Here is a 24,365-nt window from a genome sequence, read left to right on the forward strand (position 1 = left end):
CTGCCGCACCTTCTCCTGCGGTGTCTCCTGGTGTGCTCACGCATGCCCGGGTATGTGTTGTATTGCCCCACACACTCTGAGCCAAGGACCGTGATCCACGTGAAGGTCGGCATCCCCCGCGAGGTCAAGAACAACGAGTTCCGGGTGGCCATCACCCCCGCCGGCGTGCACGAGCTGGTGCGCCACGGCCACCAGGTCGTCATCGAGCGGGGCGCCGGCATCGGCTCCTCCATCCCGGACGAGGAGTACGTCGCCGAGGGCGCCCAGATCCTGGACACCGCCGACGAGGTGTGGGCCGACGCCGACCTGCTGCTCAAGGTCAAGGAGCCTGTCGCCGAGGAGTACCACCGCCTCCGCAAGGACCAGACGCTCTTCACCTACCTGCACCTGGCCGCCTCCAAGGAGTGCACCGACGCGCTGATCGAGTCCGGCACCACGGCGATCGCCTACGAGACCGTCGAACTCTCCTCGCGCGCGCTCCCGCTGCTCGCCCCGATGTCCGAGGTCGCGGGCCGGCTCGCCCCGCAGGTCGGCGCCTACCACCTCATGCGCTCGGTCGGCGGCCGCGGTGTGCTGCCCGGCGGCGTCCCCGGCACCCAGCCCGCGCGGGCCGTCGTCATCGGCGGCGGGGTCTCCGGCTGGAACGCCACGCAGATCGCCGTCGGGATGGGCTTCCACGTCACGCTGCTCGACCGTGACATCAACAAGCTCCGCGAGGCCGACAAGGTCTTCGGCACCAAGGTCCGGGCGATCATGTCCAACGCCTTCGAGCTGGAGAAGGCCGTCCTGGACGCCGACCTCGTCATCGGCGCCGTTCTCATCCCGGGCGCCAAGGCCCCGAAGCTGGTCACCAACGAGCTCGTCGCGCGGATGAAGCCCGGAAGTGTCCTTGTCGACATCGCGATCGACCAGGGCGGCTGCTTCGAGGACTCACGTCCGACCACCCACGCCGAGCCCACCTTCCAGGTCCACGACTCGGTCTTCTACTGCGTCGCCAACATGCCCGGCGCGGTGCCCAACACCTCCACCTACGCGCTCACCAACGCGACCTTGCCCTACATCGTCGAACTCGCCGACCGGGGCTGGGTGGAGGCGCTGCGCCGCGACCCGGCTTTGGCCAAGGGGCTCAACACCCATGACGGCAAGGTCGTTTACCGGGAGGTCGCGGAGGCGCACGGCCTGGAGCACGTCGAGCTCGAGACGCTGCTCGGCTGAGCCTGTGACCTGGCCGGATGGCTAAGTCACCTTTTCGTGAAGGCGATACGTCAACAAGGCGCGTCAACGCGTCACATGCGGCCGGACCTTGCCCCGCAAGGTCCGGCCGCATGTGTGTATGGTCACTTTGCGACTCTCGGTCAACTCGCGTCGAACGTAACCCTTGAACCGATTCGTACACCGGCGAAACCTGCCGTGCGACTGCCGTACGCCCTTGACAGCGGGATGTTTCATTGCCGACACATCCTGCCGGGTCCGGCGGATTGTGTTGCTGTGAACACCCGACACGCCATAGAGTCGCCAACCGTCGGCATGGTGACACGCTGACCTTGTCTAGAAGTTTCCTGGTCTCCAAGGAGGTAAGACGACTTGTGAATGAGTCGACATTTTCTCCCGGGGGTGGTCAACCAGGAATGCCTGCCGGGGCCCAGAGCCCCGCGGGGTTCGAGGCTGTCGGCTCCGTCGCGGTGCGCACCTTCGCAGCCCGTCAGAGTCCGCAGACCCTGCGGACAGCACACCAGAGCATGGATGGCCATCACGTGAACGCCATGGCCGGCGACGGAAGTGGCGCGCCCCACAACCACTTCGCCGACTACGACGAACTGCCCGAGGGGCACTTCTACGACCCCGACGCCGAGTACGAACCCGATCCGGAGTACGCGGCCACGCTCGCGCCCGACGCGGCCCGCCAGCGCCGTGAGCGCGTCGGCCCGACCGGGCGCCCGCTGCCGTACTTCCCGATCCCGGGCCCGCTGACCGACCACGGCCCCGCGAAGATCATCGCGATGTGCAACCAGAAGGGCGGCGTGGGCAAGACGACGTCGACCATCAACCTGGGTGCCGCGCTCGCGGAGTACGGCCGGCGTGTGCTGCTCGTGGACTTCGACCCGCAGGGCGCGCTGTCGGTGGGTCTCGGTGTCAACCCGATGGAGCTCGACCTCACGGTCTACAACCTGCTCATGGAGCGGGGCATGGCGGCCGACGAGGTCCTGCTGAAGACCGCGGTCCCCAACATGGACCTGCTGCCGAGCAATATCGACTTGTCGGCGGCGGAGGTCCAGCTGGTCTCCGAGGTCGCCCGCGAGTCGACATTGCAGCGTGCCCTGAAGCCGCTCATGGCCGACTACGACTACATCGTGATCGACTGTCAGCCCTCGCTCGGCCTCCTCACGGTCAACGCCCTGACGGCCGCGCACAAGGTGATAGTCCCTCTGGAGTGCGAGTTCTTCGCCCTGCGTGGTGTCGCACTGCTGACGGAGACCATCGAGAAGGTCCAGGAGCGGCTCAACCCGGACCTGGAGCTCGACGGGATCCTCGCCACGATGTACGACTCGCGCACCGTGCACAGCCGTGAGGTGCTCGCGCGCGTCGTCGAGGCGTTCGACGATCACGTCTACCACACGGTCATCGGGCGCACGGTCCGCTTCCCGGAGACCACGGTCGCCGGTGAGCCGATCACCACGTACGCCTCCAACTCCGTCGGTGCCGCCGCCTATCGCCAGCTCGCCAGGGAGGTGCTCGCCCGGTGTCACGCCGAGTGAGTCTGCCGGGGGCCGACGAACTGTTCCGTACGACAGGGGGGATGGCGCTCCAGGCGTCCACTCCCCGGCGGGGGACCAACGGCGAGGCCAGGGTGCCGGCTCCCGCGGGGGAACCGGACGGGGCGGCGACCGAGGACGCGCCGCAGTCCGTGCCCGCTCAGGGCGGGGACGGCGACGGGGCGGAGCACGTCGCGGCCGACGCCGAGGCGGGCGAGTCCCGCAGCCGGGCCGCCACCGCGGAGCGCTCCGGGCCACGTCAGGAGGCGCAGGAAGGTTCTGCCCAGGCCTCCGGTGGTCAGCAGCGCGGCAAGCGCGGACGCTCTCCCTCCCGGCGGCCCAGCGGGCGGGAACGGCACGACGAGAAGATCACCGTGTACGTGTCCGCCGAGGAGCTCATGGATCTGGAGCACGCGCGACTGGTGCTCCGGGGTGAGCACGGGCTCGCGGTGGACCGCGGTCGGATCGTGCGGGAGGCGGTCGCCGTGGTGCTGGCGGACCTGGAGTCCCGTGGGGACGCGAGCATTCTCGTCCGCCGGCTGCGTGGGCGGTAGCGGTAGCCTGCGGGGGCTATGACCTCGAACGACGTTCCCGTGCCCGGCGGCTCCGCCGGCCGTCGGCGTGTGCTCGGCCGGGGGGCGGGGGCCGAGCCGGCCGCCTCACCGGTCGAGGCGGAGACCGAGCCGGTCGAGGTGGAGATCGAATCGGTTGAGGTGGAGACCGAGCCGGTCGACATCGAGACCGAGCCGGCCGCCGAGGCCGAGGCCGAGGCGCCGGCCGGGACCGGTGAGCGGGACGAAGCCTCCGACGGTGTCTTCAAAGTCCGGCTGGTCAACTTCGAGGGGCCCTTCGACCTGCTGCTTCAGTTGATCTCGAAGCACAAGCTCGACGTCACCGAGGTGGCGCTCTCCAAGGTCACCGACGAGTTCATGGCGTACATCCGCGCCATGGGTCCGGACTGGGATCTCGACGAGACGACCGAGTTCCTCGTCGTCGCCGCCACTCTCCTCGACCTCAAGGCGGCCCGGCTGCTGCCGGCCGCGCAGGTGGAGGACGAGGCCGACCTGGCACTCCTCGAAGCGCGGGACCTGCTCTTCGCGCGGCTGCTGCAGTACCGCGCGTACAAGCAGATCGCCGACATCTTCAACCGGCGTCTCGACGAGGAGGCCCGGCGTTACCCCCGTACCGTCGGCCTCGAGCCGCACCACGCCGAGCTGCTGCCCGAGGTCGTCATCAGCATCGGGGCGGAAGGATTCGCGAAGCTCGCCGTGAAGGCGATGCAGCCCAAGCCCAAGCCGCAGGTGTACGTCGATCACATCCACGCGCCGCTGGTGAGCGTCCAGGAGCAGGCGGGCATCGTGGTCGCACGGCTCAGGGAACTCGGGGAGGCCAGCTTCCGCGTGCTGGTGGAGGACGCCGACGGCACCCTGACCGTCGTGGCACGCTTTCTGGCGCTGCTGGAGCTGTATCGGGAGAAGGCCGTGACACTGGACCAGGAGACCGCGCTCGGGGAGCTGCTCGTGCGGTGGACCGGCGGTGCGGGGGAGGCCGAGCCGGTGGTGACCGACGAGTTCGACAGACCGCCCGAGCCGCCCAAGGAGGACAAGGCGTGAGCGAGGAGACCACCGAGGTGCCGACGGGGCCGCCGGGTGTCGCCGACCTTGACCTGAAGCCGGCGCTGGAGGCCGTCCTGATGGTCGTGGACGAGCCCGCGACCGAGGAGCACCTGTCGAAGATCCTGGAGCGGCCGAAACGGCAGATCACCAGGGCGCTGCGCGAACTGGCGGGCGAGTACGCCGCTCAGGGGCGCGGTTTCGAGCTGCGGCACGTCGCGAACGGATGGCGGTTCTACACCCGGGCCGCGTACGCCCCGGCCGTGGAGCGGTTCGTCCTGGACGGCCAGCAGGCCCGGCTCACCCAGGCGGCACTGGAGACGCTGGCGGTGGTCGCGTACCGCCAGCCGGTCAGCCGCAGCCGGGTCTCCGCGGTGCGCGGAGTGAACTGTGACGGTGTGATGCGCACCCTTCTCCAACGGGGTCTGGTCGCGGAGGCGGGCACGGAACCCGAAACAGGTGCGATCCTGTACGTGACGACGAACTACTTTCTGGAGCGGATGGGCCTGCGCGGTCTGGACGAGCTCCCGGAGCTCGCGCCCTTCCTCCCTGAGGCGGAGGCGATCGAGGCCGAGACCCAGGAAGCCGTACCGTCGTTCGATCCGGACGCCCCGGATTCCGAGGACGCAGACGACAAGACGGAACTTTGATGCGAAGCAGCAGCGGCAGGAACAGCAGCGGAAACAACGGCGGGAGCCGTGGTGGCAACAGCGGCGGCCGCGGCGGGAGCAGCGGTGGTCGCGGGGGGAGCGGCGGTGGCCGCGGTAACTTCCGCGGTGCCGGGAACGACCGCGACGACAAGCAGGGCGGTCGGCCGAAGAACCCGCGCCCCGAGGAGCGCCGCTACGACGTGGGTCCCGGCGGCAACCACGAAGGCCCCAAGACCGGGCGCGGCGCCTCCGCGCGCGGAGGCGCCAAGGGCGGGCCGAAGCAGGGCCAGAGCACCGGGCGCGGCCGTTCGGTGCCGGCGACCTCCCGCGAGTACGAGGCGCGGGCCGAGGAGCGCAACCGTGAGCGGTACGCCGGCAAGAAGGACGTGAAGCCGCCGAAGACCTTCCCGGGCGCCGAGCAGGAGGGCGAGCGGCTGCAGAAGATCCTCGCGCGCGCGGGCTACGGCTCGCGCCGGGCCTGCGAGGAGCTCATCGAGCAGGCGCGGGTCGAGGTCAACGGCGAGATCGTCCTGGAGCAGGGCAAGCGGGTCGACCCGGAGAAGGACGAGGTCAGGGTCGACGGCCTGACCGTGGCGACGCAGTCGTACCAGTTCTTCTCGCTGAACAAGCCCGCCGGTGTCGTCTCGACGATGGAGGACAACGAGGGCCGGCAGTGCCTCGGGGACTACGTCACCAACCGTGAGACGCGGCTCTTCCACGTGGGGCGGCTCGACACCGAGACCGAGGGCGTCATCCTGCTCACCAACCACGGCGAGCTGGCCCACCGGCTGACCCACCCCAAGTACGGCGTGAAGAAGGTCTACCTCGCGCACATCGTGGGCCCGATCCCGCGCGACCTGGGCAAGCAGCTCAAGGACGGCATCCAGCTGGAGGACGGGTACGCGAAGGCGGACCACTTCCGGGTCGTCGAGCAGACCGGCAAGAACTACCTCGTCGAGGTCACCCTGCACGAGGGCCGCAAGCACATCGTCCGCCGCATGCTCGCCGAGGCGGGCTTCCCGGTCGACAAGCTGGTGCGGGTCGCCTTCGGCCCCATCACCCTGGGCGACCAGAAGTCGGGCTGGCTGCGGCGGCTGTCCAACACCGAGGTCGGCATGCTGATGAAGGAAGTCGACCTGTAGTCACCACGGACACACACGCGCGTGCGGCCGGTTCCGGAAGTCTCCGGGGCCGGCCGATGCGTTTTCGCCCTCCCCGCGGTCTGTATCCGTGACGGAGGGAGCGGGGATGGACGGGGCAGGGATGGACGCGAGATCCGGGATCCGTGATGAGGCGTGTCGGGCAGTGCTGGAGGGTCCTGTGCGCCCTTCGCGGGCCGACGGGCCCCCACGGGCCCAGGAGACCCCTGTGCGGCCGCTGAGGGGCTGCTGCGGCGGTCCCGCGGAGGTGCTGTCATGAGCGCGGGAGAGCTGCTGGAGCGCTCGCTCGCCTATTCGCTGGGCAGCGTGGCGGGGACGAAGGCCGTGAGCCTCGGCAGGGCCACGCCGTGTGCCGGGTGGGATCTCGAGGAGTTGCTCGGCCATCTCGACGACTCCCTGGACGCGCTGTACGAAGGGCTGACCGGCGGGCGGATCGGGCTGCTCCCGCACGCCGACCGGGTCTGCGGCTTCCGCACGCGCGCGTGTGCCGTACTCGGCGCCTGGGCCGCCGGTCCGCCGGAGGACGTGCTGGTGGGCGAACGGCCGTTGGACGTGCGGGTGATGGCCGCCGTCGGCGCCGTCGAGATCACCGTGCACGGGTGGGACGTGGCCCGGGCCTGCGGACGGCAGTGGCCCATTCCGGAGGGCCTCGCGGCCGAGCTGCTGTCCGTCGCCCAGTGCGTGGTGGGGGAGGAGGACCGGGGCGTACGGTTCGCCGCACCCGTCGCCGTGCCGTCCCGCGCGCGGCCCGAGACACGGCTTCTCGCGTTCCTGGGGCGGCGCCTCTAGGGGCTTGTGGAACACCCTCGCGCTCTTTATAGTCGTAGAGACTATTAGTCATCCTGACCATAAAGGGGGCGAGTGCGCGTGGACTACGACAAGTACGCCCACGAACCCTTCGCCGTCACCGTCGACCTCGCCGTCCTCACCGTCGCGGAAGGCGCCCTGTACGCGCTCCTCGTCGAGCGGGGGCAGGAGCCGTACGCCGGACGCTGGGCGCTGCCCGGCGGGTTCGTGCACCCGGACGAGTCCGCGGAGACGGCGGCCCGGCGCGAACTCGCCGAGGAGACCGGGCTGTCGGACGTCTCGGGGCTGCATCTGGAGCAACTGCGGACCTACAGCGAGCCCGGCCGCGACCCCCGGATGCGGGTCGTCTCCGTCGCGTTCGCCGCGCTGCTCCCCGACCCGCCCGAACCGCACGGCGGCAGCGACGCGGCCGAGGCCCGCTGGGTGCCGTACGACAAGGCGGGGCCGCTCGCCTTCGACCATGACCGCATCCTGGCCGACGCCCATGAACGCGTGGGGGCCAAGCTCGAGTACACCTGCCTCGCCACCGCCTTCTGCCCGCCCGAGTTCACTCTCGGCGAGCTCCAGCAGGTGTACGAGACCGTGTGGGGCGCCACCCTCGACCGGCCCAATTTCCGCCGCAAAGTGCTCGCCACGCCCGGATTCGTCGAGGCCGTCCCCGGCGCCGCACGTCTGACCGGCGGCCGCGGCAAACCGGCCGCGCTCTACCGCGCGGGACCGGCCGCAGCTCTGCACCCCCCTCTCCTCCGCCCGTCCCCGGAAGGACGCCCCGCATGACCACGACCGTGACCAAACGCGCCGCCACCGGAACTCTCGTCGGCCTCGCCCTCGGGGACGCCCTCGGCTTCCCGACCGAGTTCAACGACGTGCGGTCGATCCTCGCCAAGTGCGGGCCGTGGCGGGAGATGGAGCTGCGAACCCCGGCGATCGTCAGTGACGACACGCAGATGACGCTGGCGGTGGGCAGGGGATTGCGCGCGGCGATGGACCGGGGTGTGCTCGGCCCCAAGCGCCTGGAGCGGCCGCTGAGGGAGGAGTTCGTCGACTGGTATCAGTCACCGGAGAACAACAGGGCGCCGGGAAACACCTGTCTGCGGGCTTGCTCTCTGCTCAAGAACGAGCAACTGCCCTGGCAGCACGCCAGCCAGATCGGCTCCAAGGGCTGCGGCGCCAACATGCGCGTGGCACCCGTCGGGCTCGTCCCCGGGCTCAGTGACGAACAGCGCGCGGGCGCCGCCCAGTTGCAGTCCGCGCTCACCCACGGCCACCCGACCGCGCTCGCCGCGTCCGACCTCACCGCGCGTGCCGTACGGCTGCTCACACAGGGCGCCGAGCCGGGCGAACTGGTCGGCCTGCTGCGGTCGTACGCCGTCGTGAACCGGGGGCAATACCACGAGCGTTGGCTCGGCGACCTGTGGACCCGCAGCCAGGATGCGACGCCCGGGCAGTTCATGGCGCGTGGCTGGGACGAGTGCCTGGCGGTCCTCGACCGGCTCGACGACGCCGTGCGCACCGCCTCACCCGAGGAGGACCCGTGTCTGGCCACGGGGGCGGGCTGGATCGCCGAAGAAGCCCTGGCGACCGGGCTGCTGTGCTTCCTGCAGTTCCCCGACGAGCCGCTGACGGCCCTGCGGCGGGCCGCGTGCAGCTCCGGTGACTCCGACTCGATCGCCTGCCTCACGGGCGCCTTCGCAGGCGCCCACCTGGGGGCGGACGCCTGGCCGGTCGAGTGGGCCGACCGGATCGAGTACGGCAGCGAACTGGTGACGCTCGGGGCGCTCTGGGACGCCTAGGGCAGCCCTAGGCGAGCTGGATCGAGTCCCCGCTGACCTTGATCTGCTTCTCGGGCAGCGGCTTGGTGGCCGGTGGGTTGGCCACCGAGCCGTCCGCGATGTGGTACTTGCTGCCGTGGCAGGGGCAGTTGATGGTGCCGCCGGACACGCTGGTCACCTGGCAGCCCTGGTGGGTGCAGATGTCCGAGAAGGCCTTGAACTCGCCCTCCTTCGGCTGGGTGACGACGACCTTCTCGTCCTTGAAGATCTTCCCGCCGCCGACCGGGATGTCACTGGTCTTCGCCAGTTCGGTGCCGGCCTTCACCGAACTGGACCCGGAGTCGCTGTTCTCGTTGCCGTACTCGCTGCAGCCGACGGCCAGCGTGGCCGCGCCTGTCGTGAGAAGGATCGTGCGCCGCGTCGGGCTGTGCGTCATGTCGTGACTCCGAAGGTGCGGAAGAACCAGAGGGCCGAGGTCAGCCAGAGGACCGTGAGCGTGGTGAAGACGAGCCCACCGACGACCGGCAGCAGCCAGCCGGGAAGTCGCTCCGAGCGCAGCAGCAGCATCTTGGCACTGAACACACCGAAGAAGAAGCAACCCAGGAGCGAGTGCCACAGAACGCGTGATTCGTACGACTGGAAGCCCAGCGCGTACAGACAGTGCACCGCGACCGGCACCGCTACCAGGAAGGCCACGCGGCCGGACCAGCGGTGCAGGGTGGCGGACCAGCTCGGGCCCGGGAGCTTGCCGTACAGCATCAGGGCCGAGACGAGCTGCACGATCGCGAAGAAGATCGCGACCGTCGCGAGCCACGACTTCACCGCGCCCGTGCTGCTGAATCCGGCGAGGTTGAAGGCCGTCCCCGTCGGGTCGTGGACCTTGCCGTAGGCGCCCAGGGCGACCGCCACCGCGGCGGCCACGAGGGCGGGGATCAGATAGCGGGCAGGGCCGGCGCGGCGCTCGGGTTCGGGCGGCGGCCAGCTCTGGGTGGCGGCGTTCGGGTCGACGGTCATGATCGGCTCCCTCGGGCGGAGGTCAGGGGGTTACCGGACGGGCCGTGAGCTGCTGTCCGTCGACCGTCACCGCACCGGTCTCCGGGTCGATCTTCGGCGCCGGGGCGGGCTTGCCGTCGCGCTTGAGGATGCCGACCTGCTCGCCGTCCGGAAGGACGATCCAGCCGCCTTCGATCTTCGCGCCGGCCACCGTGCTGTTCGCCCGGTAGAGCCCGGACGACTTCTTCGCCCTGCCGATGGTGAAGGCGTAGCTCCCGCTGCCGACGTGGGCCGTACCGCGGATCTCCTTGGTCCCCTTCACCTTGCCGTCCAGGCTCGCGCCGCCCTTGCCGGTGAGCCGCAGGCTGCCGTCGTCCTTCACGTCACCCTGCAGCCACGACTCGATGTTGTGGCCGTCGCAGACGTACGCGATCGCCTTGTCGTCGCGCACGGTGATCGCGACCGCGGAGGAGTCGTCGTCGGTCCGGCCCGTGTAGACGCCCTCGGGCACGGAGGTCCGTGACGGTGACGGGCTGGGCGGGGCGGACGTCTGTGCCGGTGCGGTGCTCGGTGACGCCTTGGTGCTGGGCGACGGCTTCACGTACGACGATGTGGACTTCTCTCCCGTCGTGGCGTTGAGCGAGAGCATGAACAGGCCGACCAGCAATCCCGCGAGCAGCGTCAGCAACGGTCCGGAACGCTTCATGTAAGGGGCCTCCCCCGAGGCGAAGTTCCTGCCATCAGAGCGGACCCGGGGCCCCGCGTCCAGAGGCGCACAGGTGTGTTTTCACCCCAAGTAGCGGAACTGGGACATTCGGGTGACATTGGCACGGTCCGGGAAGCCGTCTCAGGGTGCGGGCGCCGCGCCCCCGCCCCGTACGGGCTGACTAGGCTGGACGGCCCAGAGCCGACGAACATCAGCAAGGAGCAACGCCGTGGCGGTACGAGCGGTCCGGGGCGCCGTCCAACTCGAAAAGGACGAGGCCGGCCACATGGACGAGCAGGTCGGGGCGCTGCTCACCGCCATCATGGAGCGGAACGAGCTGACGGCGGACGACCTGATCAGTATCTGGTTCACGGCCACGCCCGACCTGCACAGCGACTTCCCCGCGGCCGCGGCCCGCAAGCTCGGCACCGGCTTCGCCGATGTCCCGCTGATCTGCGCCCAGGAACTCGACATCGAGGGAGCCATGCCCCGCGTCGTCCGTGTGCTCGCGCACATAGAGTCCGACCGGCCCCGCGCCGACATCGCGCACGTCTACCTCGGCGCCGCGGCCGCCCTGCGCAAGGACATCGCGCAGTGAGGACCGCACTCGTCGTCGGGACCGGGCTGATCGGGACGTCCGCCGCGCTGGTGTTGGCGGGGCGGGGCGTCACCGTCCACCTCGCCGACCACGATCCCGAGCAGGCCCGTACGGCCGCCGCGCTCGGAGCGGGTACGGACGAGGCGCCCGAGGGGCCCGTCGACCTCGCGATCGTCGCCGCGCCGCCCGCGCACGTGGCCGGCGTGCTCGCCGACGCGATGCGGCGCGGGGTGGCCCGCGGATACATCGACGTGGCCAGCGTGAAGGGCGGACCGCGGCGGGAGCTGGAGGGGCTGGGGCTCGACCTCTCCTCGTACATCGGTACGCATCCGATGTCCGGGCGGGAGAAGTCCGGACCCCTGGCCGCCTCCGCGGATCTCTTCGAGGGGCGGCCCTGGGTGCTGACCCCCACCCGGGACACCGACACCGAGGTGCTGAACCTCGCGCTGGAGCTGGTCTCGCACTGTCGTGCGGTGCCGGTGGTCATGGACGCCGACGCCCACGACCGTGCTGTGGCGCTTGTCTCGCACATGCCTCATCTGGTGTCGAGCATGGTCGCCGCGCGGCTCCAGCACGCCGAGGAGGCCGCCGTACGTCTGTGCGGACAGGGGATTCGGGACGTGACCCGGATCGCCGCGTCGGATCCCGGGATGTGGATCGACATCCTCTCCGCCAATCCGGGGCCGGTGGCCGATCTGCTCACCGATGTCGCCGGGGACCTGGAGGAGACGGTACGGGCGCTGCGGGCGTTGCAGTCCGCGGACGAGGCGAAGCGGCTCGAGGGCACGTCCGGGATCGAGGACATGCTGCGGCGGGGGAATGCCGGGCAGGTCCGGGTGCCCGGGAAACACGGGTCCGCTCCTCGGGTGTACGAGGTCGTGGCCGTGCTCATCGACGACCAGCCGGGGCAGCTGGCCCGTATCTTCGCGGACGCCGGGCGGGCGGGGGTCAACATCGAGGACGTACGCATCGAGCATGCGACGGGACAGCAGGCGGGGCTGGTGCAGCTGATGGTCGAGCCGTCGGCGGCGCCGGTGCTGGCGGCGTCGTTGCGGGAGCGGGGCTGGGCCATTCGGCAGTAGGGCCGGCGCCCGGACCACGCGTCCGGACGAGTGACGCGCACCCAGTAACCTTGTGCGGGGCACCGTCGCGTCCCCACCCCACTCGCCAGACCGCACCCGAAAGGTGTCCCCCCGTGGAAAACGGCGCCGCCCAGCCCGTGATTGTCGCCATAGACGGCCCCTCCGGCACGGGCAAGTCGAGCACCTCGAAGGCCGTCGCCGCGCAGCTGGGTCTGAGCTACCTGGACACCGGGGCCCAGTACCGGGCGATCACCTGGTGGATGGTGACCAACGGGATCGACATCGACGACCCGTCCGCGATCGCCGCCGTGGTGGGGAAGGCGGAGATCGTCTCCGGCACCGACCCGGAGAACCCGACGATCACGGTGGACGGGACCGATGTGGCCGGTCCGATCCGGACCCAGGAGATCACCTCCAAGGTCAGCGCGGTGAGCGCCGTGCCCGAGGTGCGGGCCCGGATCACCGAGCTGCAGCGGTCGCTGGCGACCTCCGCCGAGAAGGGCATCGTCGTCGAGGGGCGGGACATCGGTACGACCGTGCTGCCCGACGCCGACCTCAAGGTCTTCCTCACCGCTTCCCCCGAGGCCCGCGCCGCACGCCGCAGCGGGGAGCTCAAGGGTGCCGACGTCAAGACCACCCGCGAGGCCCTGATCAAGCGGGACGCGGCCGACTCCAGCCGGAAGACCTCGCCGCTCGCCAAGGCGGACGACGCGGTCGAGGTGGACACCACCGAGCTCACCCTCGCGCAGGTCATCGAGTGTGTCGTCACCCTCGTCGAGGAGAAGCGGGCCGGGAAGTGAGTACGGACTCTTCCGGCACGGTCCCCTCGATGAAGGGCGCCGAGGTCGGGCGGCGGATCGGCGTCGGGCTGATGTACGGGCTGTGGAAGCCGCGGGTGCTCGGCGCCTGGCGGATGCCCGCGTCCGGACCCGCGATCCTCGCCGTCAACCACTCCCACAACATCGACGGCCCGATGGTGATGGGCGTGTCACCCCGGCCGACGCACTTCCTTGTCAAGAAGGAAGCCTTCATCGGCCCGCTGGATCCCTTCCTGACGGCCATCGGACAGCTCAAGGTGGACCGTTCCGTGGCCGACCGCGGGGCGATCACCCAGGCGCTCGATGTCCTCAAGGCCGGCGGGGTGCTCGGTATCTTCCCGGAGGGCACCCGGGGCGAGGGAGACTTCGCCTCCCTGCGGGCCGGGCTCGCGTACTTCGCGGTGCGCGGCGGGGCACCGGTCGTTCCGGTCGCCGTGCTGGGAAGCTCCGGGAAGCCGGGACGGTTGATAAAGGGGCTGCCTCCGCTGCGCAGCCGCGTCGACGTCGTCTTCGGCGACCCCTTCGAAGCGGGCGACGGCAGCGGACGGCGTACACGCAAGGCGCTCGACGAGGCGACCGAGCGCATCCAGAAGCAGCTCAGCGCCCACCTGGAAAACGCCAGGCGCCTGACCGGGCGCTAGGCGACACTGAGTAGTGGATCAGTCCGGCGGAACAACCGGGGATCCACCGATCACCACGATGAACGAGGTACGGACTTCATGAACGACCACATCCACTCCGAGGGCTCTTCCGAAGAGCACGACCACGGAGCGCTTGGCGATGCCGAGTACGCGGAGTTCATGGAGCTCGCCGCGGAAGAGGGCTTCGACATCGAGGACGTCGAGGGGGCCATCGAGGCGGCCGGGCACGGTCCGCTGCCCGTGCTCGCCGTCGTCGGCCGCCCCAATGTCGGCAAGTCGACTCTGGTGAACCGCATCATCGGGCGCCGCGAGGCCGTCGTGGAGGACAAGCCCGGCGTCACCCGCGACCGTGTCACCTACGAGGCCGAGTGGGCGGGACGCCGCTTCAAGGTCGTCGACACCGGCGGCTGGGAGCAGGACGTCCTCGGCATCGACGCCTCCGTGGCCGCGCAGGCCGAGTACGCGATCGAGGCCGCCGACGCCGTCGTGTTCGTCGTCGACGCCAAGGTCGGCGCGACCGACACCGACGAGGCGGTCGTACGACTGCTGCGCAAGGCCGGCAAGCCCGTGGTGCTGGCCGCCAACAAGGTCGACGGCCTGAGCGGCGAGTCCGACGCGGCGTACCTGTGGTCCCTGGGTCTCGGCGAGCCGCACCCGGTCTCGGCGCTGCACGGCCGGGGTACCGGCGACATGCTCGACGCCGTTCTGGAGGCGCTGCCGGAGGCGCCCGAGCAGAGCTTCGGCACCGCGATCGGCGGGCCGCGCCGCATCGCCCTGATCGGCCGCCCGAACGTCGGCAAGTCCTCGCTGCTGAACAAGGTGGCCGGCGAGGAGCGGGTCGTGGTCAACGAGATGGCCGGCACCACCCGTGACCCGGTCGACGAACTCATCGAGCTCGGCGGTGTCACCTGGAAGTTCGTCGACACCGCCGGTATCCGCAAGCGGGTCCACCTCCAGCAGGGCGCCGACTACTACGCCTCGCTGCGCACCGCCGCCGCCGTCGAGAAGGCCGAGGTGGCGGTCATCCTGATCGACGGCTCCGAGTCGATCTCGGTCCAGGACCAGCGGATCGTCACCATGGCCGTCGAGGCGGGCCGCGCGATCGTCATCGCCTACAACAAGTGGGACACCCTCGACGAGGAGCGCCGCTACTACCTGGAGCGGGAGATCGAGACCGAGCTCGCCCAGGTCGCCTGGGCGCCGCGCGTCAACGTCTCGGCCCGCACCGGCCGCCACATGGAGAAGCTGGTCCCCGCGATCGAGACGGCTCTGGCGGGCTGGGAGACGCGTGTCCCGACCGGCCGTCTCAACGCCTTCCTGGGCGAGCTGGTGGCCGCCCACCCGCACCCGATCCGGGGCGGCAAGCAGCCGCGCATCCTCTTCGGCACCCAGGCCGGCACCAAGCCGCCGCGGTTCGTGCTCTTCGCCTCCGGGTTCATCGAGGCGGGCTACCGGCGTTTCATCGAGCGCCGGCTGCGTGAGGAGTTCAGCTTCGAGGGCACCCCGATCCACATCTCGGTGCGGGTGCGCGAGAAGCGCGGCGCGAAGAAGAAGTGACGTACACATGAGGAAGGGCGGCCCCCACCGGGGCCGCCCTTCCTCATGTGTCAGACCCCTCTGCGCGGAGGTGGCAGCGCCGCCGGGACGTGGCGCATCCCGGTGTGCTGCTGCCCGATGTGTCCCACCCGCTGCCACTGCGACTGCTGACGGGCGCTGAACGCACCCGTGCTGTAGGCGCTGTACGAGCTGCTGAACGAGCCCGAGGCGTGCGGGGTGTTCCCGAACGCCGTGAAGCCCAGCTCCTCCTCACCGCTGCGGTCACCCGGCAGCGAGCGGAAGGTCCTGACGTACTCGGAGTAGAGCGCGTCGTAGATCGGCGTGGCCGATGGTCCGCCGGGAAACCGGCGCGGAGCGTCGTATGGGTGCACGTATGTCCAAACGACACCGGGACCTCGGGGATGCGGTCCGGCGTGATCCTTCAGCCGGTTGTCAGGTACCGGCGAGAGGCATCGCGGCCGCGACCAGCTTGCCGTTCGCCGCCGCCTTGTCGAGCGCGTCCCGCAGCAGGTCCTCCCGGGGCTGGCGTCCGATGGAGCCCACCGGTGCCGCGAACATCAGCACCTGCTGGTGCTTGTTGGCGGCGGCCCGCCAGGCGTCGGTGACCTGGAGCGGCTGGTGCGCCTGCCACCAGGCCACCGGCTGCCCGCCGTTCGGCGACGGCTGGAGCACGGCGTGCAGCTGGCCCACCGCCAGCAGCACCGACCATCCGTGCAGAACGGACGGGACCGCCTGGATCGCCGTCAGCGGCATGAACCCCTGCTCGATCAGCAGCGGCAGGAAGTCGTCGCCGAGCCCCGTCGCGCCCGGCCGCACGATCGGCCCGGTCGGCTCCACGACCAGCGCCGGGTGCAGCTCTCCGGCGATCAGGATCAGTCCGCTGGTCACCCCGAGCACCGCCTGCTCGGGTACGACCTGGTCCGGGTCCAGGTCGACGGTGTCGCCGGTGATGGACTTCACCGCGCCCCGGAGCTGCTCCTCGGTGACCTGGACGACCTGTGAGGGCAGGCAGCCGGCGTGGGCGAAGGCCAGGACGGCGGTCTCGTCGCCGATGAACAGGACGGTGCTGGTGCGCTCCTGTGCGGAGTCGCCCTGGGTGCGGCAGSAGGTGCAGTCGTAGCTGCCGGGGGCGTTCTCTCCGGCGAGCAGCCGGTCGGCTTCTTCGTCGCCGATCTCGGCGCGAACCTCGTCGCTGACGTCGAGCATGCGCGGCACGGGTGACTCCCTCGCGAAGCGGTGCCCGGGTGGGTCCCGGGCTCATGAAGAAGACAACGGGTGATCTGCGGCGGGAGTCACGCCCCAGAGCGAACGGAATCGAACCATCAACCGGCCGGGGCGGTCAGCCTCGCCGCGGCCGCAGCTCAGCCGCCTCTCCGCTGAACACGACCGCGCCGCGCCGCAGTTCGTACACGATCGCCGTCCGGCCGTGCAGTGCGGGTGGGAGCCGCTGCTCGGCCACGACGACGCACGCGTCCAGTGCGGCCAGCAGTTCGTACGTGCGGGCCGCGACCGTGGGGGACATGCCTTGCGCGGGTTCGTCGACGAGGACCACGCGCGCGCGTGCCAGGAGGGCTCGGGAGATCGCGAGCATGCGTTGCTCGCCGCCGGAGAGGGTGCCGGCGCGGCGGGGGAGCAGCCGGGCGAGCTGCGGGTAGGCGTCCAGGGCCAGGTCGTGGGCGGGGGCGGCCAGTTCGAGGTTCTCGCGGACCGTGAGGGAGCCGAACACCGACCGGCGTTCGGGGACCAGGCAGAGCCCGCGCCGGGCCCGTTCGTACGCCGGTACGCGGGTCACGTCGGTGCCGTCCCACACCACGCTGCCGCCGGTGAGCGGCACTGTTCCGGCCAGGGCGCTCAGAGTCGTCGTACGGCCGGAGCCGTTGCGGCCCAGCAGGACGGTGAGGCCGGGGCCCGGGGCGGTGAGGGTGATGCCGTGCAGGGCCTCCAGCGGGCCGTAGCGCACGCGCGCGTGGCGCAGGGAGATGGCCGTGACGGCTGTCATACGGCGGTCTCCCGGGCGTCGAGCGTATCCAGCACGTGGGCCGGAGGGCCGGAGGCGATGATGCGGCCCGCGGTCATGACGTGCACGACGTCCGCGAGGTCGGCGACCAGGTCGAGGTCGTGTTCGACGACGAGGAGGGCGGTGCCGTCGGCTGCGAGGGCCCTGAGGACGCGGGCCAGGGCGGTCACCTCGGCGGTGTCGAGTCCGGCGGCGGGTTCGTCGAGGAGGAGGACGGTCGGGGTGCCGGCGAGGGCTCTGGCGAGTTCCACCCGGCGGAGGGTGCCGGTGGGGAGGTCGGCCGCGGGGGCGTCGCGCAGGGGGCCGTCGAGGGCGAACAGTCTCAGGGCGCGGTCCACTGCGGCCGGGTCGCTCGTCCTGCCCTGTTCGGCACCCACTCGGACGTTCTCGGCCACGGTCAATGTCGGGAAGACCGCGAGTTGTTGGAAGGTGCGGGCGATGCCCAGCCGGGTACGGGCGTGGGCGGGCAGGCGCGTGATGTCGCGGTTGCCGTGGCGGACTTGGCCGTGGGAGGGGCGGACCGTTCCTGCCAGGCAGTGGAAGAGGGTGGTCTTTCCGGCGCCGTTGGGGCCGATGATCGCGGTGATTCTGCCGGGCGGGACGGTGAGGTCGACTCCGTCGAGGGCGGTGAAGCCGTCGTAGCGGGCCTGGAGGTTGTGCGTGGTGAGGACCGCCCGGCCTGCGGCCGGCGGCCTCGGTGGGGGTGGAGCGTCGTCGGCGACGAGCGGTGCGGGGGGCCGGCTCTCGCGGGGCGGGTCTTGTCCGGCACCGTCGGGATCCGATCGGCGGGGCGTGCCGGGTCCGGCGGTGCCGGGACCCGCCGTCGGGGTGTTCGCCGGGGCGGCGGCGGGGAGAGCGGTACGCGGCTCCTGGCTGTGCCTCGCTTCGGCGCCCGATGCCGCGGTCGGGGGCGTCGCGGTCCGCAGCGCCCGTCGCAGTCGTGTCCGTGCCTGGAGACCCGTCGCCGTCAGCCTTGCCTCCCGCCGTGGCCGCAGTCTTCGCACCGCCTCGTACGGACCCCCGGGAAACCGTCCCACCAGCGCCGCCAGTACCCCGACCAGCGCCGCCGCCACCCCTCCCCGGGCCCCCGCGTCCAGGCCGACCAGGAGGGCCGCCGCGGTCAGCGCGCCCAGGGTGCTGTCGGCGCCCAGGACGACCACCGCCGCGAACCAGAGGAGGCCGCGGACGGGGTCGTAGGCCGTGGGGTCGAAGGCGCGCAGGCCCATGCCGAGCATTCCGCCGCCCAGGGCGGCCAGGGCGGCGCCCGCCACGAACGCGAGGAGCTTCAGGGCGGGGACCCGGACGCCTGCCGCCGAGGCTCCGGACTCGTGGTCGCGCATGGCGGCCAGCGCCCTGCCCGTACGGCCTCTGCGCAACGCGTGGGTCGTCAGGAGGGCGAGCGTCAGCAGGGCCAACTCCAGGACGTAGTACGCGCGGTCGCCCTCGAAGCCCGCCGGGCGGTCCAGGGACAGACCGGACGTGGCGTACGGCTGGGCGAAGACGAAGCGGCTCACGCCGACGCCGACCGCGAAGGTCGCGAGGGCCAGCGCCAGCCCTCGGCGGGTGATCGCCGGCCAGCCGGTCAGCAGTCCCAGGGGGGCCACCAGGACCACCGCCACCGCCAGCGCCGCCAGTTCCGGCAGCCGGGGAAGACCCGGGAAGCGCCCCGCAGCCAGCAGCGCGGTGAACAGGGCGCCCAGGCCCGCGTAGGCCGCCTGCCCGAGGGAGATCTGGCCGCCCCGGCCCGTCACGACCACCAGGGAGAGCAGGACGACGCCCAGCGCCGGGACCTGGACCGAGGTGTGCAGGTCCGAGCCCGCGAAACCGAGCGGGATCAGGAAGAGGATCACCGCGACGATCCATGCGCCCGGAGGCGTCGGCACGCGCGCGGTGGCCGTCCGCGGAAGCGCGTCCCGGGTGCCGATGCGGGGGAGCGCCAGGCACGCGACGAGGAGGGCCACGACGAACAGGTTCGCCCCCACCGCCTGGAGCAACGGTTCCACCCGGCCCGAGGGATGCAGCCGGGTCAGCTGGCTCTGGGCCACCCCGATGCCCAGCGCCACCACCACCGCCACCGGCAGGCTGCGCATCCGCGCGGCCACCGCGACCGCCACCACCTCCATGACGAGCAGGGGCAGCCCGTACGGGTCCAGGCGGACGAAGGGGGCCAGCAGAACGCCCGTCAGGCCCGCGGTGAACGCTCCGAACGCCCAGCCGGCCGCCGCCACCCGGTCGGCGTCGATCCCGCCGAGCACGGCCAGCCCGCGGTCGTCCACGACGGCCCGCAGTTCCCGTCCGAAGCGCGTCCAGCGGATCACCGCGCCCACGCCGGCCGCCAGGACCACGACGACCGCCAGCTGCCCCCAGGGATCCGCCGAGACCAGCTCCGGGGCGTCGTCCCGGGCGCCCTGACCCCACAGCAGCGCGGCCCCGCCCACCAGCAGCACGAAGACGCCGATGGAGGCCACCAGGGTCTGGGCCGGATCGCCGCCCAGGACGGACAGGGGCCGGAAGACGAAACGCTCCAGCACCACGCCCAGGGCCGGCGCCAGGATCAGCAGGGTCACCACCGCCCCGGCCCACAGCGGCCAGCCCCACTCCACCACGCACTGCCGCAGCACGTACGCGCACACCATCGCGATCGCCCCGTGCGCGAAGTTCAGCACTCCGGTCGCGCGGTACGTCACGACCAGGCCGACTCCGGTGAGCGCGGCCGCGCTGCCGACCGACAACCCGGCGAGGGTGAGGTCGTAGGTCAGCGACGACATCAGTCGGTTTCTTCGACGGGCTCGCAGATCGGACAGGGGCCCAGCTCTCCGCTCGCCAGGAGCTTGGCGTCCACCGGGACCGACTCGACCTTCCCGGCGACCAGCGGGCAGTCCGCGCGGTGCCAGAGCGTCCCGCCGGGCACCATCAGCAGGTCCCCGCTGACCGCCAGGGGCGCGCCCGCCGCGGTGCCGGACTCCTCGGCGTCGGCGGGCTCCGCGGCGACCAGGAGGCCGTACAGCTCCTCCACACGCGCGGCGGCGAGCGCGCCCCGGCCGTGGGTGAGCAGCACTGCCCCGGCGACGATCAGCGCGGCGCCGGGCACCGTGCAGGAGGCGAGGTAGGGCAGCTGCCGCTCGGCGTAACGCTCGCCCGAGACGCCGTACCAGCCGAGGACGCACAGCACCGCGCCCGCGGCGAGCGCGGCCCAGCCGGTCCACAGGACGGGGTGCACGGTCCGCAGTCGGGCTGTCCGCATCTCTGGCCTCCACACGTCGTGTGTCTGTCCATGTCAGCCGATGGCTTGCACTATGCCTTCTGGAAGCTGACCCTGAAAGCACCGGGCGCATGTGGCCCGGACCGACACCCGGTGGTGAGCCAGATGGTTCTCGGGAGCGACCGCACGTGGGGGAACGGCAGCCGGGGGCTGATGGCGGTGGGGTTCGCCCTCGCCGTGGCCCTCACGGCGTGCAGCGACGACAGCGGCGGCGGCAGCGAGAGCCCGCCGCCGACGCCTTCCGTGGAGCGGACCACACCCTCCGCGGCCCCGTCACCGAGCGGACCCGCCGACGCGGCCGCCGCCCAGCGGGAGATCAAGGCGAACTGGGAGAAGTTCTTCGACCCGAAGACCTCCACCAAGGACAAACAGGCCGTTCTGGAGAACGGCGACGAGATGGGCCCGGTGCTCCAGGCCTTCAGCGGTGACCAGCGCGGCGGACAGGTGCAGGCGAAGGTCACGAAGGTCGGGTTCACCAAACCGAATGCGGCCGACGTGACCTACACCCTGATGCTGAACGGCGCCACCGCCCTGCCGGACGCCTCCGGAACGGCGATCGAACAGGACGGCACCTGGAAGGTGTCGGTCAACACCCTGTGCGCGCTGGTCCAGTTGAGCGGCAATGCCACGGCGTCGGCTCTTCCGGGCTGCTGAGGCCGCCCTCGCGGTCCTGCTGCTCACGGTGGGCACGGCGTGCGGCAGCCGGCTGCCGGAGAGCGACTTCGAGCACCGGGAGCGGGCCACCCCCACCCGGGACGACACCCCGATCCGGGTCGGCATCGTCACCAGCGCCACCAGCCCGGTCGGCGGCAGCGCCTTCACCGGCCCGCGCGACGGCGCCAAGGCGTACTTCGAGCGCCTCAACGCGCGCGGGGGCGTCGGCGGCCGCCGGATCGAGGTGCGCGAGTGCGACGACGGCGGCAGCGGGGTCGGCAACAACACCTGTGTGCACCGGCTGATCGACGAGGACAAGGTGGTCGCCCTCGTCGCGACCACCGCTCTCGACTACGCCGGCGCCTCCCGTGTCTCCCACGCGCGCGTGCCCGACATGGGAGGCCAGCCCATCGGCGCCGCCTACGACACCTGGCCGCACCTCTACGGCATCTACGGCAGTCTCGCGCCCCGGAACGGCACGACCGGCTGGGGCGGGAAGCAGTACGGCGGCACCGAGGTCTACCGCTACTTCAAGCGCGAGCACGGGGCCCGTACGGCGGCCGTCGTGTCGTACAACCAGGCCGCGTCCGCCGCCTACGCCCGGCTCGTCGAGCAGGGGCTGAAGGCCGAGGGCTACAAGGTCGTCACCGAGCAGGTCGACTTCGCGCTGCCCAACTTCCGTGCCGTGGCGGCCGACCTGAAGGAGCAGGGCGCCGACCTGGTCTTCGACGCCGTCGACAGCCATGGCAACGCCCAGCTGTGCGAGGCGATGGACGCGGCCGGCGTCGAGGTCACCGCCAAGGTCACCAACGTCCAGAACTGGACCTCCACCGTCCCGGACGACTACAAGGACGCCCCGCACTGCCGCAACGCCCTGTGGGCGACCGGATCCAGCCGCAACTACGAGGACACGGACCATCAGGCCGTAAGGGAGTTCAGGGAGGCCACGAAGAGCCTCAAGACGCATTCCCAGTGGCAGTTGGAGGGCTGGGCGGCCGCGATGTGGTTCACGGACGCCGCGACATCATGCGCGGCGGCACAAGGCGTCACGCGCGCGTGTGTCGACGCCTACATGAACCGCGGCCGGGACCACACCGCGGACGGCCTTCTCGTCCCCGTCACCTTCCAGCGTCTCGCGAAGCCGCCGAAGTCCCGCCGGACCTGTCTGTCGGTGGCCCGCTGGGAGGACGGCCGGGGCTGGGTCTCCCAGGGCGACATGGACCACACCTGCTTCGACGTTCCGCAACTGCCCTATCGACAATGAGTCACCGGATGCGCGCAACCAAAGGGGGCCCATGACGGTCTGACCGGACACCATGAACCACGGGAGCACCATGCCTGCCGGACGGGGCACCTCGCTGCGCGCCGACTGTGTCGCCGACTCCGCGGGCGGACTGACCTTCGACGTCACCGCCGGCGGGGCGAGCGGTACGGCCCATCTGGTGCTGCGCCGGCGCGAGGGACACGAGGAGGTCGGTCTGCCGCTGGCCCCGACCGGCGACGGAAGGCTGCGCGCCGCCCTGCCCAGCACCGTCGCCCTGCCCGAGGGCCGCTGGGACGCGTACGCGCGCGTGGCCGACGACGAGCCGCTGCGCCTCGCACCCGGCGCCACCGACCTGCGCGCGCTCACCGCCCGCACCCCGAGCGGCTCCCGCGGCCATGTCGCCGTCCGCATCCCGTATGCGACCCGGCAGGGCAACCTCACCGTCCGCAGCTGGCTGCGCGCCCCGCACGCCGAGGCGGGCGAGCTGCGCATCGAGGGCGCCGGACTGACCGTACGGGGGCGGATCTACGGCACCTGCCTCACCCCCGACGCCTACGCCGAGGTGCGCCCCCGGCACTCCCCGGGCCCCGCGCGCCGCAGCGACGTCACCACCGACGAGGCCCGGTTCGGCTTCTCGGTGTCGTACGCGGCCCTCGGCCCCGGAGTCTGGGACCTGTGGCTGCGGCCGCACGGCGAGAGCGGGCCGCGGGTGCGGATCGCGCGGCTGCTCGACGACGTCGCCGACAAGAAGCCCGTGTTCACCTATGCACGCGCACGCGTGGACACGGCGTACGGCCCGGTGGAGGCCGGGCCGTACTACACGCGGGACAACGACCTGTCGGTGTCCGTCACCGCGTGTCCCTCACCGCAGTGAGCCGAAGAACTGCCTGACGTCACCGGCCAGCAGCTCGGGGACCTCCAGGGCCGCGAAGTGGCCGCCGCGGTCGAACTCCGTCCAGCGGACGAGGGTGTTGGCCTGCTCGGCCCAGCGCCGGATCGCCACGTCCTCGCCGAAGTTGGCCACCGCGGTCGGCACCCCGGAGGTCGCCGTCGGGAACCAGTCCGGCACATGGCTGTTCTCGTAGTACATGCGGGCCGCGGAACCGGCCGTGCCGGTCAGCCAGTACAGCATCACGTTGGTGAGCAGGGTGTCCCGGTCGACCGCGTCCTCCGGCAGTGTGGCCGAGGAGTGCGTCCACGCCTGGAACTTCTCCATGATCCACGCCAGTTGGCCGACGGGTGAGTCGGTGAGGGCGTAGGAGAGGGTCTGCGGTCGGGTCGACTGCAGGGCGTTGTAGCCGAAGCCGTCCGTGGTGAACTCGGCGATGCCCGCCAGGCTTCGCCGCTCGCGGTCGGTCAGCCCCTGCCGCGCCTCCTCGTCGACCGGGCCGAGCGGGATGAAACCGACCGAGGCGGCGTTCACATGGACACCGACCACGGACTCCGGAGCGACCCGGGCGAGCGCGGGGGAGATCAGCGCGCCCAGGTCGCCGCCCTGGGCGCCGTAGCCCTCGTAGCCGAGCCGGTGCATCAGCTCCGCCCACGCGCGGGCGACCCGGTTGACGTTCCAGCCCTTGTCGCGCGTCGGCCCGGAGAAGCCGAAGCCGGGGATGGACGGGATCACCAGATGGAAGTCCTCGCTCAGCGAGCCGATCACACCGAGGAACTCGACGACCGAACCCGGCCAGCCGTGCGTCAGGATCAGCGGAAGTGCGTCCGGCCGGGACGAGCGGACGTGCAGGAAGTACACCTGCGCACCGTCGATCTCGGTGACGAACTGCGGGAGCTCGTTGAGGGCGGCCTCATGCTTGCGCCAGTCGTAGGCACCGCGCCAGTACGCGGCGAGCTCGCGGACATACGGCAGGGAGGCGCCGTACTCCCAGCCCGCGTCCGGCAGCTCGTCCGGCCAGCGGGTGAGGTCCAGGCGGGTGTGCAGGTCGTCGAGCTGCGCCTGAGGGATGTCGATCCGGAAGGGGCGGATCTCACGGCTCTCTGTGGTCGCGCTGTTGTCTGCCATG

26 protein-coding genes are annotated in these 24,365 nt (G+C 71.4%); 17 read left to right on the forward strand and 9 right to left on the reverse strand.

From position 1 onward, the window contains the following. The first annotated feature begins 99 nt into the window (after positions 1–99). The 9 genes from ald to BFN33_RS18420 all read left to right on the forward strand — a co-directional run bounded on the left by ald (position 100) and on the right by BFN33_RS18420 (position 8,776). The gene (gene ald, locus BFN33_RS18380; protein ID WP_176742438.1) at positions 100–1,215 is read left to right on the forward strand and encodes an alanine dehydrogenase; all 1,116 of its coding nucleotides are present in this window, start codon (positions 100–102) and stop codon (positions 1,213–1,215) included. 413 nt (positions 1,216–1,628) lie between these two features. Further along, positions 1,629–2,756, forward strand: coding sequence for a ParA family protein (locus BFN33_RS18385; protein ID WP_057614506.1), 1,128 nt, complete (start codon positions 1,629–1,631; stop codon positions 2,754–2,756). Next, positions 2,741–3,307: a hypothetical protein gene (locus BFN33_RS18390; protein ID WP_069761174.1), complete on the forward strand. Its 567-nt coding sequence runs from the start codon at positions 2,741–2,743 to the stop codon at positions 3,305–3,307. Before BFN33_RS18385 ends, BFN33_RS18390 begins: the two co-directional genes overlap by 16 nt. Positions 3,308–3,325: 18 nt before the next feature. Continuing rightward, positions 3,326–4,366 carry a ScpA family protein gene (locus BFN33_RS18395; RefSeq protein ID WP_069761175.1) on the forward strand — a complete coding sequence of 347 codons (1,041 nt, stop codon included), beginning with the start codon at positions 3,326–3,328 and terminating at the stop codon, positions 4,364–4,366. After that, the gene (gene scpB / locus BFN33_RS18400; protein ID WP_069761176.1) at positions 4,363–5,016 is read left to right on the forward strand and encodes an SMC-Scp complex subunit ScpB; all 654 of its coding nucleotides are present in this window, start codon (positions 4,363–4,365) and stop codon (positions 5,014–5,016) included. Before BFN33_RS18395 ends, scpB begins: the two co-directional genes overlap by 4 nt. Further along, positions 5,016–6,158 carry a pseudouridine synthase gene (locus BFN33_RS18405; protein WP_069761177.1) on the forward strand — a complete coding sequence of 381 codons (1,143 nt, stop codon included), beginning with the start codon at positions 5,016–5,018 and terminating at the stop codon, positions 6,156–6,158. The genes scpB and BFN33_RS18405 overlap by 1 nt, the downstream gene beginning before the upstream one ends. Before the next feature lie 273 nt (positions 6,159–6,431). Further along, the gene (locus tag BFN33_RS18410) at positions 6,432–6,965 is read left to right on the forward strand and encodes a TIGR03086 family metal-binding protein (protein WP_069761178.1); all 534 of its coding nucleotides are present in this window, start codon (positions 6,432–6,434) and stop codon (positions 6,963–6,965) included. Positions 6,966–7,043: 78 nt separating this feature from the next. Next, positions 7,044–7,760: an NUDIX domain-containing protein gene (locus BFN33_RS18415; RefSeq protein ID WP_069761179.1), complete on the forward strand. Its 717-nt coding sequence runs from the start codon at positions 7,044–7,046 to the stop codon at positions 7,758–7,760. Further along, positions 7,757–8,776, forward strand: a complete 1,020-nt coding sequence (locus BFN33_RS18420) for an ADP-ribosylglycohydrolase family protein (RefSeq protein ID WP_069761180.1) — start codon at positions 7,757–7,759, stop codon at positions 8,774–8,776. The genes BFN33_RS18415 and BFN33_RS18420 overlap by 4 nt, the downstream gene beginning before the upstream one ends. Before the next feature lie 7 nt (positions 8,777–8,783). Here the strand turns inward: BFN33_RS18420 and BFN33_RS18425 are convergent, their stop codons facing one another. The 3 genes from BFN33_RS18425 to BFN33_RS18435 are packed head-to-tail and all read right to left on the reverse strand — an operon-like array spanning position 8,784 to position 10,454. Then, the gene (locus BFN33_RS18425; protein ID WP_069761181.1) at positions 8,784–9,191 is read right to left on the reverse strand and encodes a Rieske (2Fe-2S) protein; all 408 of its coding nucleotides are present in this window, start codon (positions 9,189–9,191) and stop codon (positions 8,784–8,786) included. Beyond that, positions 9,188–9,769 (reverse strand): DUF6529 family protein, encoded by a 582-nt coding sequence (locus BFN33_RS18430; protein WP_069761182.1) that lies wholly within the window; start codon positions 9,767–9,769, stop codon positions 9,188–9,190. The genes BFN33_RS18425 and BFN33_RS18430 overlap by 4 nt, the downstream gene beginning before the upstream one ends. A 22-nt stretch (positions 9,770–9,791) precedes the next feature. Next, positions 9,792–10,454, reverse strand: a complete 663-nt coding sequence (locus BFN33_RS18435) for a hypothetical protein (RefSeq protein ID WP_069761183.1) — start codon at positions 10,452–10,454, stop codon at positions 9,792–9,794. A gap of 229 nt (positions 10,455–10,683) precedes the next feature. Here BFN33_RS18435 and aroH point away from each other — a divergent pair, with 229 nt between their 5' ends. The 5 genes from aroH to der all read left to right on the forward strand — a co-directional run bounded on the left by aroH (position 10,684) and on the right by der (position 15,150). Next, the gene (aroH, locus tag BFN33_RS18440; protein ID WP_062052069.1) at positions 10,684–11,052 is read left to right on the forward strand and encodes a chorismate mutase; all 369 of its coding nucleotides are present in this window, start codon (positions 10,684–10,686) and stop codon (positions 11,050–11,052) included. Next, the gene (locus tag BFN33_RS18445) at positions 11,049–12,134 is read left to right on the forward strand and encodes a prephenate dehydrogenase (RefSeq protein WP_069761184.1); all 1,086 of its coding nucleotides are present in this window, start codon (positions 11,049–11,051) and stop codon (positions 12,132–12,134) included. Before aroH ends, BFN33_RS18445 begins: the two co-directional genes overlap by 4 nt. 113 nt (positions 12,135–12,247) lie before the next feature. Beyond that, positions 12,248–12,934, forward strand: a complete 687-nt coding sequence (gene cmk, locus BFN33_RS18450) for a (d)CMP kinase (RefSeq protein WP_069761185.1) — start codon at positions 12,248–12,250, stop codon at positions 12,932–12,934. 29 nt (positions 12,935–12,963) lie between these two features. Then, positions 12,964–13,593: a 1-acyl-sn-glycerol-3-phosphate acyltransferase gene (locus BFN33_RS18455; RefSeq protein WP_069761856.1), complete on the forward strand. Its 630-nt coding sequence runs from the start codon at positions 12,964–12,966 to the stop codon at positions 13,591–13,593. A gap of 78 nt (positions 13,594–13,671) precedes the next feature. Continuing rightward, a complete protein-coding gene (gene der, locus BFN33_RS18460) occupies positions 13,672–15,150 on the forward strand; it encodes a ribosome biogenesis GTPase Der (protein ID WP_069761186.1) in 1,479 nt (492 codons plus the stop codon). A gap of 50 nt (positions 15,151–15,200) precedes the next feature. Here the strand turns inward: der and BFN33_RS18465 are convergent, their stop codons facing one another. The 5 genes from BFN33_RS18465 to BFN33_RS18485 form a co-directional block, all read right to left on the reverse strand. Next, a complete protein-coding gene (locus BFN33_RS18465; RefSeq protein WP_069761187.1) occupies positions 15,201–15,521 on the reverse strand; it encodes a hypothetical protein in 321 nt (106 codons plus the stop codon). A 61-nt stretch (positions 15,522–15,582) separates the two neighbouring features. Further along, a complete protein-coding gene (locus BFN33_RS18470; RefSeq protein ID WP_069761188.1) occupies positions 15,583–16,365 on the reverse strand; it encodes a hypothetical protein in 783 nt (260 codons plus the stop codon). Between the two features lie 124 nt (positions 16,366–16,489). Further along, entirely contained in the window at positions 16,490–17,149 is a 660-nt protein-coding gene (locus tag BFN33_RS18475) for an ABC transporter ATP-binding protein (protein ID WP_069761189.1), read from the reverse strand. Further along, a complete protein-coding gene (locus BFN33_RS18480) occupies positions 17,146–19,935 on the reverse strand; it encodes an ATP-binding cassette domain-containing protein (RefSeq protein ID WP_069761190.1) in 2,790 nt (929 codons plus the stop codon). The genes BFN33_RS18475 and BFN33_RS18480 overlap by 4 nt, the downstream gene beginning before the upstream one ends. Beyond that, positions 19,935–20,411, reverse strand: coding sequence for a hypothetical protein (locus BFN33_RS18485; protein WP_069761191.1), 477 nt, complete (start codon positions 20,409–20,411; stop codon positions 19,935–19,937). The genes BFN33_RS18480 and BFN33_RS18485 overlap by 1 nt, the downstream gene beginning before the upstream one ends. Positions 20,412–20,534: 123 nt before the next feature. On the opposite strand from BFN33_RS18485, the gene BFN33_RS18490 reads away from it, so the two are divergent. The 3 genes from BFN33_RS18490 (at position 20,535) to BFN33_RS18500 (ending at position 23,221) form a co-directional block, all read left to right on the forward strand. Further along, positions 20,535–21,083: a hypothetical protein gene (locus tag BFN33_RS18490; protein ID WP_256122792.1), complete on the forward strand. Its 549-nt coding sequence runs from the start codon at positions 20,535–20,537 to the stop codon at positions 21,081–21,083. Continuing rightward, the gene (locus BFN33_RS18495) at positions 21,052–22,347 is read left to right on the forward strand and encodes an ABC transporter substrate-binding protein (RefSeq protein WP_069761192.1); all 1,296 of its coding nucleotides are present in this window, start codon (positions 21,052–21,054) and stop codon (positions 22,345–22,347) included. The genes BFN33_RS18490 and BFN33_RS18495 overlap by 32 nt, the downstream gene beginning before the upstream one ends. Before the next feature lie 70 nt (positions 22,348–22,417). Beyond that, positions 22,418–23,221, forward strand: a complete 804-nt coding sequence (locus BFN33_RS18500; RefSeq protein WP_069761858.1) for a hypothetical protein — start codon at positions 22,418–22,420, stop codon at positions 23,219–23,221. Here the strand turns inward: BFN33_RS18500 and BFN33_RS18505 are convergent. Beyond that, complete coding sequence (locus tag BFN33_RS18505; protein ID WP_069761193.1) at positions 23,210–24,364, reverse strand: epoxide hydrolase family protein; 1,155 nt, start codon at positions 24,362–24,364, stop codon at positions 23,210–23,212. The genes BFN33_RS18500 and BFN33_RS18505 overlap by 12 nt on opposite strands. Position 24,365: the final 1 nt, after the last annotated feature.

Origin of the sequence: Streptomyces sp. LUP47B (assembly GCF_001746295.1) — a bacterium.
Classification (GTDB): Bacteria; Actinomycetota; Actinomycetes; order Streptomycetales; family Streptomycetaceae; genus Streptomyces.